This window comes from Pseudomonas machongensis, from assembly GCF_034961125.1.
Taxonomy (GTDB): Bacteria; Pseudomonadota; Gammaproteobacteria; order Pseudomonadales; family Pseudomonadaceae; genus Aquipseudomonas; species Aquipseudomonas machongensis.
This window is the reverse complement of the sequence record NZ_JAYFUI010000146.1, coordinates 1-8,636: the sequence shown is the minus strand read 5'-3', so window position 1 is coordinate 8,636 and position 8,636 is coordinate 1. Positions and strand designations below refer to the sequence as shown.

10 protein-coding genes and 1 pseudogene are annotated in these 8,636 nt (G+C 63.1%); 5 read left to right on the top strand and 6 right to left on the bottom strand.

The window, feature by feature from the left end:
• Together VA602_RS14665 and VA602_RS14660 are read right to left on the bottom strand one after the other, a co-directional pair.
• On the bottom strand, positions 1–377 hold a 377-nt coding region (locus VA602_RS14665; protein WP_323453573.1), incomplete at its 3' end, for an FAD-dependent oxidoreductase.
• 30 nt (positions 378–407) lie between these two features.
• Positions 408–575, bottom strand: coding sequence for a rubredoxin (locus tag VA602_RS14660; RefSeq protein ID WP_011536423.1), 168 nt, complete (start codon positions 573–575; stop codon positions 408–410).
• 202 nt (positions 576–777) lie between these two features.
• On the opposite strand from VA602_RS14660, the gene VA602_RS14655 reads away from it, so the two are divergent.
• Positions 778–1,335, top strand: a complete 558-nt coding sequence (locus tag VA602_RS14655) for a chorismate--pyruvate lyase family protein (protein WP_065864607.1) — start codon at positions 778–780, stop codon at positions 1,333–1,335.
• Entirely contained in the window at positions 1,335–2,225 is an 891-nt protein-coding gene (gene ubiA, locus VA602_RS14650; RefSeq protein ID WP_197891692.1) for a 4-hydroxybenzoate octaprenyltransferase, read from the top strand. Before VA602_RS14655 ends, ubiA begins: the two co-directional genes overlap by 1 nt.
• A 104-nt stretch (positions 2,226–2,329) precedes the next feature.
• On the opposite strand, the gene VA602_RS14645 is transcribed toward ubiA, so the two are convergent.
• Entirely contained in the window at positions 2,330–2,701 is a 372-nt protein-coding gene (locus VA602_RS14645; protein ID WP_063541824.1) for a COG4315 family predicted lipoprotein, read from the bottom strand.
• Positions 2,702–2,871: 170 nt separating this feature from the next.
• Here VA602_RS14645 and phoB point away from each other — a divergent pair, with 170 nt between their 5' ends.
• The 3 genes from phoB to VA602_RS14630 all read left to right on the top strand — a co-directional run bounded on the left by phoB (position 2,872) and on the right by VA602_RS14630 (position 6,383).
• Positions 2,872–3,561: a phosphate regulon transcriptional regulator PhoB gene (phoB, locus tag VA602_RS14640; protein ID WP_003253341.1), complete on the top strand. Its 690-nt coding sequence runs from the start codon at positions 2,872–2,874 to the stop codon at positions 3,559–3,561.
• A 45-nt stretch (positions 3,562–3,606) separates the two neighbouring features.
• A complete protein-coding gene (phoR, locus tag VA602_RS14635; RefSeq protein ID WP_323453572.1) occupies positions 3,607–4,914 on the top strand; it encodes a phosphate regulon sensor histidine kinase PhoR in 1,308 nt (435 codons plus the stop codon).
• 128 nt (positions 4,915–5,042) lie between these two features.
• Positions 5,043–6,383, top strand: coding sequence for a hemolysin family protein (locus VA602_RS14630; RefSeq protein WP_323453571.1), 1,341 nt, complete (start codon positions 5,043–5,045; stop codon positions 6,381–6,383).
• Positions 6,384–6,392: 9 nt separating this feature from the next.
• On the opposite strand, the gene VA602_RS14625 is transcribed toward VA602_RS14630, so the two are convergent.
• The 3 genes and pseudogenes from VA602_RS14625 to VA602_RS14615 all read right to left on the bottom strand — a co-directional run.
• The gene (locus VA602_RS14625; RefSeq protein WP_151925840.1) at positions 6,393–7,283 is read right to left on the bottom strand and encodes a M23 family metallopeptidase; all 891 of its coding nucleotides are present in this window, start codon (positions 7,281–7,283) and stop codon (positions 6,393–6,395) included.
• Positions 7,284–7,426: 143 nt separating this feature from the next.
• Entirely contained in the window at positions 7,427–8,332 is a 906-nt protein-coding gene (locus tag VA602_RS14620) for a response regulator (RefSeq protein WP_063541828.1), read from the bottom strand.
• A 162-nt stretch (positions 8,333–8,494) separates the two neighbouring features.
• A pseudogene (locus VA602_RS14615) lies at positions 8,495–8,636 on the bottom strand (phosphate signaling complex protein PhoU); the annotation flags it as partial.

Genomic DNA, 8,636 nt, shown 5'->3' with positions numbered 1-8,636 from the left:
GGAAAGACCAGCTCGGTGCCGTCGCCCTCAATCGGCACCTGTACCGTCTGCGCACCCAAGGCCAACACCAGGTCGCGGTATTGCACCGCCTCCTCGCCGATCCACAAGCGCTTGTGACCAGGGTCGATGCCGCTGATACGGGTATGGGTACGAATCTCGGCCTTGAGCTGCTCGGCCATGGCGCCCGGCTCGGCCATGCACAGGCCGTCGGCGTCCTTGTGCTTGGCAAAGCCGGTGGAGAGCATCGGCTTGGAATAGGAGCGACCGTCGTCGGCGGTGATCAGCAACAGCGGCGTGTCAGCGTCGAGCTTGCGAAATTCCCGGGCCAGGTTATAGCCCGCAAGGCCAGTGCCGATGATCACCACAGGGGACGTCATGTCGTGCTTCCTCTTGCAGGGGGTCGTCGATCAGCCGATGGCGATCATTTCGAAGTCGCTCTTGCCTACACCACAATCGGGGCACAGCCAATCTTCCGGCACGTCTTCCCAGCGGGTGCCTGGAGCGATCCCGTCGTCCGGCCAGCCCTCGGCCTCGTCGTAGATCAGGCCACAGACAATGCATTGCCACTTCTTCATCAGGGTTCCTCGGTCAGGCGTTGTGTTGCCGCTGATGGCCCTCTCATGGCTGAACCCGCCCCTGCATAGGAGCGGGCTCCCCCGCGAAGCACTCACCGCGCAATTCATGACGGGCTTTGTACTGGCCCGGCCGGCAGTATGCAAGCAAACCCGGCAATCATGCTAAGCTCGCCGCCTCTCTGGATGTAACAAGCATACCGACGTGTCGTACGAATCCCCGCAAGCAGCCGCTGTCGCGTGGCTGGCGTATCCACAGCTGGCGAGCGACCTCGACCAGCGCACCCTCGACTGGCTGTTCGACGAAGGCTCCCTGACCCGTCGCCTGACCCGCCTCTCCCACGACCACTTCTGCGTGACGCCGCTGTTCGAAGGCTGGCAACCACTGCGTGACGACGAATGCCTCGCCCTGAATCTTGCGCCAGGCGCGCAGGGCTGGGTGCGTGAAGTCTATCTGCGCGGCCATGACCAGCCTTGGGTATTCGCCCGCAGCGTCGCCAGCCGCGAAGCCTTGGAGCGCGGCGGTCTTGATCTGGAGACCCTGGGCAGCCGCTCGCTCGGCGAACTGCTGTTCTGCGACCAGGCGTTCATTCGCCACCCCATCGAGGTGTGTACGTACCCACAGGCGTGGATGCCGACGGAGGTTGCCAGCGCCAACCTCTGGGGCCGCCGCTCGCGCTTCGAACGCGATGGCCTGGACCTGCTGGTCGCCGAGGTATTCCTGCCAGCGATGTGGCAGGCGGACAAGGAGGTATCGCCCTGATGTACCTGCAGTTGCTCAAGTCGCTCAACCGCCTGCACCCCAGGGCCTGGGACTTCGTCCAGCTCAGCCGCCTGGACCGTCCCATCGGCATCTACCTGTTGCTGTGGCCTACGCTCGCGGCCGTGTGGATCGCCGCCAGGGGTGCACCAACCCTGGCCAACGTGCTGATCTTCGGCCTCGGAGTTGCGCTGATGCGCGCGGCGGGCTGCGCGATCAATGACTTCGCCGACCGCAAGGTCGACGGCCACGTCAAGCGCACCGCCGATCGCCCCCTGGCCAGCGGCCGGATTAAGCCCCGCGAAGCGGTGATGCTGTTCGTGGTGCTGACAGGGATCAGTTTCCTGCTGGTGCTGTGCACCAACGCCAGCACCGTGTGGCTGTCATTTGGTGGCGTTGCCCTGGCGTTCTGCTACCCGTTCATGAAGCGCTACACCTACTACCCGCAGGTGGTGCTGGGCGCCGCTTATTCGTGGGGCATCCCAATGGCCTTCACCGCTGCAGGGGGTGAGTTGCCAGCGGCGGCCTGGCTGCTGTACATCGCCAACCTGCTGTGGACGGTAGCCTTCGATACCTACTATGCGATGGTCGATCGCGACGACGACCTGAAGATCGGCGTGAAATCCACAGCGATCCTCTTCGGCGAGGCCGATCGGGTGATCATCCTGACCTTGCAGGTGCTGTCGCTTGGCTGCCTGTTGCTAGCCGGCAACCACTTCGAACTGGGTGGCTGGTTCCACCTGGGCCTGTTGGGTGCATTGGCATGCTTCGCCTGGGAGTTCTGGTCGACCCGCACGCTGGATCGCGATGCCTGCTTCAAGGCGTTCCTGCACAACCACTGGGCGGGCCTGCTGATCTTCATCGGCGTGGTGCTGGACTACGCGCTGCGCTGAAGGGAGCGCAGCGGTTCGCCGCTGCGACTTGCCGCGCGATCGCACTGGTGAATTCACTGACGCAATCGCGGGGCAAGCCCGCTCCCACAAAGACCGACCACGCGTCAGGGTTTGGCGATATGCCAGACATCCTTCACGCCATCACCGGTCTTGTCCCCGGCTTTCTTGTCCTTGATGAAGGTGTACAGCGGCTTGCCATCATAGGCCCACTGCTTCTTGCCATCATCGCGCTCGATCACCGTCCACTTGTCCTTGGCCGCTTCATCCTCGGCCTTGACCAGCAGCGGCGGCCAGTTGGTTGCGCAATCACCGTTGCACATCGACTTGCCTCCGGCATCCTTGTCGAAGGTGTACAGCGTCATGCCGGCATGGTCGACCCACATGCCGTCCTTCTCCATCGCGTGGTGCGCCGACGCCACCCCCGGCAATGCCAGCGCAGCGAAAAGGGCCATCCAGCTCAGCGTATGTCGTGTCATTGGAATCACCATCGTGTCGGGGGGAAGAAGGAGAAACACCGCCGCAGCGGCCCTGTGAAGCCTAGCGCAGTCATGCAATGTCGCCAGAACGGCCAACGCCCTGTCACACAGCTGCAATAATTCCGTTATCTAATGCGGGCCAAGACATCATAGATGGGAGAGTTTTGAGCATGGTTGGCAGGAACATTCTGATCGTCGACGACGAAGCGCCTATTCGCGAGATGATCGCCGTTGCATTGGAAATGGCCGGCTACGACTGCCTCGAGGCAGAGAACTCCCAGCAGGCCCACGCCATCATCGTCGACCGCAAGCCGGACCTGATCCTGCTGGACTGGATGCTGCCCGGCACCTCCGGCATCGAACTGGCACGCCGTCTCAAGCGCGACGAGCTGACCGGGGACATCCCGATCATCATGCTCACCGCCAAGGGCGAAGAGGACAACAAGATCCAGGGCCTGGAAGTCGGTGCCGACGACTACATCACCAAGCCGTTCTCGCCACGCGAGCTGGTGGCCCGCCTCAAGGCCGTGCTGCGCCGCACCGGCCCAAGCGACAGCGAGGCACCGATCGAAGTTGGCGGCCTGCTGCTCGACCCGATCAGCCACCGCGTCACCATCGACGGCAAACCCGCCGAGATGGGCCCGACCGAATACCGCCTGCTGCAGTTCTTCATGACCCACCAGGAGCGCGCCTACACCCGTGGCCAGCTGCTCGACCAGGTCTGGGGCGGCAACGTCTATGTCGAGGAGCGCACCGTCGACGTGCACATCCGTCGCCTGCGCAAGGCGCTGGGTGAAGCCTACGAAAATCTGGTACAAACCGTCCGCGGCACCGGCTACCGTTTCTCGACCAAGAGCTGACGCGCCCGCACGCTTCACTGCAAGCCGCTGTACAAGGACTGTGAATTGAACCCGAACTGGCACGCGACCCTGATTCGCCACCTGCTCCTGCTGATCAGCGTCTGCCTGCTCGGCGGGCTGATCAGCGGGCAATACGGCTGGAGCCTGGCGGTTGGCCTGGCGCTCTACCTGGGCTGGACCCTGAAACAGTTGCTGCGCCTGCACGAATGGCTGCGCAACCACCAGCCCGACGAGGCGCCGCCGGACGGCTACGGGCTGTGGGGCGAAGTATTCGACAGCATCTACCACCTGCAGCGCCGCGACCAGCGTGTCCGCGGGCGCCTGCAAGCGGTGATCGACCGAGTCCAGGAGTCCACCGCTGCCCTGCGCGATGCGGTGATCATGCTCGACAGCGATGGCAACCTGGAGTGGTGGAACCGCGCCGCCGAGACCCTGCTGGGCTTCAAGACGCCCCAGGATGGCGGGCAACCGGTCACCAACCTGGTCCGTCATCCGCGCTTCAAGGAATACTTCGAAGCGGAAAACTACATCGAACCGCTGGAAATCCCCTCACCAATCAACGACCGCCTGCGCGTGCAACTGCACATCACCCGCTACGGCAACAACGAGCACCTGATGCTGGTGCGCGATGTAACCCGCATCCACCAGCTCGAACAGATGCGCAAGGACTTCGTCGCCAACGTCTCCCACGAACTGCGCACGCCGCTGACGGTGATCGCCGGCTACCTCGAGACGCTGCTGGATAACGTCGAGGACGTGAACCCGCGCTGGGCTCGCGCGCTGCAGCAGATGAGCCAGCAAGGCTCGCGCATGCAGACCCTGCTCAACGACCTGTTGTTGCTGGCCAAGCTGGAAGCGACCGACTATCCCTCGGACAACCAGCCGGTGGCGGTGGATACTTTGCTGCAGTCGATCAAGGGTGACGCCCAGGCGCTGTCCGGGCCCAAGCGCCAGAGCATCTCCCTGGAAGCCGCGCCGGGCCTGCGCCTGAAAGGCAGCGAATCGGAACTGCGCAGCGCCTTCTCCAACCTGGTGTTCAATGCGGTCAAGTACACCCAGGAGGAAGGCACCATTCGCATCCGCTGGTGGGCCGACGAGCAGGGGGCACACCTGAGCGTGCAGGACTCCGGGGTGGGCATCGACGCCAAGCACCTGCCGCGCCTGACCGAACGCTTCTACCGCGTCGACTCCAGCCGTGCCTCCAACACAGGCGGCACCGGGCTGGGCCTGGCGATCGTCAAGCATGTGCTGATGCGCCATCGCGGCAAGCTGGAAATCAGTAGCGTGCCGGGTCATGGCAGCACGTTCACCTGTCATTTTGCGCCGGCACAATTGGCGGTAAATCGCAGCTGAGAATCGGCGAGCAAAAACCATCCCCTTTGCTTTTGCAGCTTCAGCCGCTACATTGGATCCCCTGTGCCAGCTAGAGCTGGCACTTTTTTTCTCTCTCTTTCAAAGACGGACCCCGTAAAAACTCCATCATGGACCCTTCCCCTGGTATCAGCCTCGCTTCTGTATTCGCCGATTTCGGCATGATTCTCTTTGCCCTGTTCCTGGTAGTTCTCAATGGCTTCTTCGTTGCCGCCGAGTTCGCCATGGTCAAGCTGCGCTCAACCCGCGTCGAATCCATCGCCGAGCTGCACGGCTGGCGCGGCAGCATCCTGCGCAAGGTACACAACCAGCTCGACGCCTACCTGTCGGCCTGCCAATTGGGCATCACCCTGGCCTCGCTGGGCCTGGGCTGGGTCGGAGAGCCGGCCTTCGCCCACCTGCTCGAACCGCTGCTGGCCTATCTGGGCGTCGACAGCCCGGAACTGATCAAGGCCGTGTCGTTCTTCGTCGCCTTCTTCGTGATCTCGTACCTGCACATCGTGGTTGGCGAACTGGCGCCCAAATCCTGGGCGATCCGCAAGCCCGAGCTGCTGTCGCTGTGGACGGCAGTACCGCTGTACCTCTTCTACTGGCTGATGTACCCGGCGATCTACCTGCTCAACGCCAGCGCCAACACCATCCTGCGCATCGCCGGCCAGGGCGAGCCCGGGCTGCACCATGAGCACCACTACAGCCGTGAAGAGCTCAAGCTGATCCTGCACTCCAGCCGCGGCCAGGACCCAAGCGACCAGGGCATGCGCGTGCTGGCCTCGGCGGTGGAAATGGGTGAGCTGGAGGTGGTCGACTGGGCCAACTCCCGTGAAGACATGGTGGTGCTCGATGCCAAGGCGCCGCTGAAGAACATCCTGGCGATGTTCCGTCGCCACAAGTTCAGCCGTTACCCGGTGTATGACGCCGAGCGCGAAGAGTTCACCGGCCTGCTGCACATCAAGGACCTTCTGCTGGAGCTGGCCGAGCTGGACCACCTTCCTGAAAGCATCGACCTGGAAGACCTGGCGCGGCCGTTGGAGCGCGTATCGCGACACATGCCGCTGTCGCAGCTGCTCGAGCAGTTCCGCAAGGGGGGTGCGCATTTCGTGCTGGTCGAGGAAGCCGATGGCAAGGTGATCGGTTACCTGACCATGGAAGACGTGCTGGAAGTGCTGGTCGGCGATATCCAGGACGAACACCGCAAGGCAGAACGCGGCATCCTTGCCTATCAGCCGGGCAAGCTGCTGGTGCGGGGCGACACGCCGCTGTTCAAGGTCGAACGCCTGCTGGGCGTCGACCTTGACCACATCGAGGCCGAGACCCTCGCAGGCCTGGTTTACGAGTCGCTCAAGCGCGTGCCCGAGGAAGAGGAAGTGCTGGAAGTCGAAGGCCTGCGCATCATCATCAAGAAGATGAAAGGGCCGAAGATTGTCCTGGCCAAGGTGCTGAAGCTCGACTGACGGCGCTGTTCATGGATTCCCTGCCGTGAAGTCCGGTAGTCCGCCAATCGGACGGTCGAAACGGTAGGGAATCGACTCCAGCGCCAGCCCCACGTTGCGCTGCACCACGAAATGCAGGTGTGGCCCGCTGCTGTTGCCGGTGTTGCCAGACTTGCCCAGCATCTCACCCTGCCCCACCCGCTGACCCTCGCTCACCACCACGGAACCCCGCATCAAGTGCAGGTACACCCCCATGGTGCCGTCTGCGTGCAGGATCCGCACGAAGTTGCCCGAAGGGTTGTTGCCACGTCCGCTCTGGCGGTTCTCCACCTTGACCACCACGCCACCCCGAGCGGCAATGATCGGCGTGCCCTCTGGCATGGCGATGTCCATGGCATAGCGGCCCTTCGCGCCAAAATGGCTGAAGCGCCCGTTGGGCCCTTGGCTCAGCCGGAACGGACCGCCGCGCCACGGAAAGGGATAGCGGTAGGCTTGCGGGCGCTGCGCGGGATCGCCGAGGGCGTGACGCAGCTTGGCGCGGTATTTCAGTTGGCCGCCAGAACGCGCCAGCATCACGCTCAGCACCTGTGTGGAGCGCGGTGCCAGCACCCGTCGCACGATACGCGGCGCGTTACCGTCGCGGGCGTTGCCCAGGCCTTCCAGACGCAGTTCGACTTCCACTGGGGCGAACAGATCATTGCGCGCCAGGAAACGCACGCCCCCGGCAAAGGTTTCGGGCTGCAGACGGACCTGATCGTCGAGACGCTCGACCATCGGCTCGCGCAAGGCCATTGCGCGCGCACCGGGGCTGGGCTGGTAGGAATAGGACGCAACGCCGAAGGTGTCGGTGGTGCTGTAGAGGGTCATGGCCATGCCCGGTGCCGAAGCCAAGAGCAGGGACAGCAACAGGCAGGCGCGCATGATGGTGGCTTTTTGACAGTTGTTATGTCTTGAGCCTAGCAGCGAGTTATCCCGGGGGTATGACAGTTGGTCGGGTGACTGCTTCGAATCTGACGCGGTAAGAGCGGCCTTTTGCCGCTCTCACCGGAGGGTGGAACAGCGGATCAACCGCCCGGCGTGAAGTGCTTCTGCGCAGTACCGCGGGCGATCAATCGCGACAGGTAATCGAGCTTCTGTGCATCCTGATCGACGAACTTGAACGTCAGTTGCAGCCAGTCGCTCTCAGGCTTGGGCTCGAGCGCGGCGATGGCATGCAGGTAACCGTTCAACCGTGCGACCTCGGCGTTCTCACCCTGCTCCAGATCGAGCACCGCTCCTTCGAGCACCTGCGGCAGAGCAGCACTGCGGCGCACCACCAACAGCGCTTCCTTGAGGCTGAGGGCCTTGATCACGCAGGGCTGAGTACCACTGGAAAGGCGCAGCTGCCCCTGACCTCGCCCGGACTGGGCTGCAGCGGCAGCGCTCTGCGGTGGCGGTGCGCTGATCAGCGGTTTGCTCGCGGCAGCCGGCGCAGGCGTTGGCGCGACCTTCACGGCTTCGGGCTTGCCGCCGGTCAGGGCACTCAGCGAATCGTTGGCAAAGGCCGAATTGACTCGCGCCGGCGCTCCCGCCACGAGGGCCTCGAGCTTGCCGATCTTGGCCAGGGACTTCTTCACCTTGGTCAGCAACTGTTCGTTGGTGAACGGCTTGCCAACGAAGTCGGAGACGCCAGCCTGAATGGCCTGAATCACGTTTTCCTTGTCACCACGGCTGGTCACCATGATGAACTGCAGGGCTTTCATTTCTTCCTGCTGGCGACACCAGGTCAGCAGTTCGAGGCCGGACATCTCCGGCATCTCCCAGTCGCACAGGACCAGGTCGAAACGTTCCTTGCTCAGCATGGCCATGGCCTTGCGGCCATTGACCGCGTCTTCGATGACCATGCCCGGGAAGGCATTTCGCAGGCACTTCCTCACCAGGTCGCGGATGAACGGCGCATCGTCCACGACCAGCACATTGACTTTACTCATCGATACTCCTCTTGAATCCCGACTAGCATACCGCCGACTGATGGCAATTTGCCAAACCACTGGTCACGCCGGGACGTTTCAAGACTGTTCGCGGGTGCCTGCTGTATCTGCCACAAACGAAAACGCCCGGACGAGGCCGGGCGTTGATGCTCGGGAGCAATATTACTTATCGTCCGATTCGCCCGGAACATTAGCCTTTTCGGTAGCGCCGGAAGTGTCGCCCTCGACCTCGGCCTTCATGCGCTTGAGACCCATGTGGCGTACATCGGTGCCACGCACCAAGTAGATCACCAGCTCCGAGATA

Excerpts from the sequence above, each read along its gene's own strand:
- VA602_RS14645 (WP_063541824.1), bottom strand. The coding sequence starts at position 2,701 with ATGACACGACATACGCTGAGCTGGATGGCCCTTTTCGCTGCGCTGGCA.
- VA602_RS14630 (WP_323453571.1), top strand. The coding sequence starts at position 5,043 with ATGGACCCTTCCCCTGGTATCAGCCTCGCTTCTGTATTCGCCGATTTC.
- VA602_RS14660 (WP_011536423.1), bottom strand. The coding sequence starts at position 575 with ATGAAGAAGTGGCAATGCATTGTCTGTGGCCTGATCTACGACGAGGCC.
- phoB (WP_003253341.1), top strand. The coding sequence starts at position 2,872 with ATGGTTGGCAGGAACATTCTGATCGTCGACGACGAAGCGCCTATTCGC.
- ubiA (WP_197891692.1), top strand. The coding sequence starts at position 1,335 with ATGTACCTGCAGTTGCTCAAGTCGCTCAACCGCCTGCACCCCAGGGCC.
- VA602_RS14620 (WP_063541828.1), bottom strand. The coding sequence starts at position 8,332 with ATGAGTAAAGTCAATGTGCTGGTCGTGGACGATGCGCCGTTCATCCGC.
- VA602_RS14625 (WP_151925840.1), bottom strand. The coding sequence starts at position 7,283 with ATGCGCGCCTGCCTGTTGCTGTCCCTGCTCTTGGCTTCGGCACCGGGC.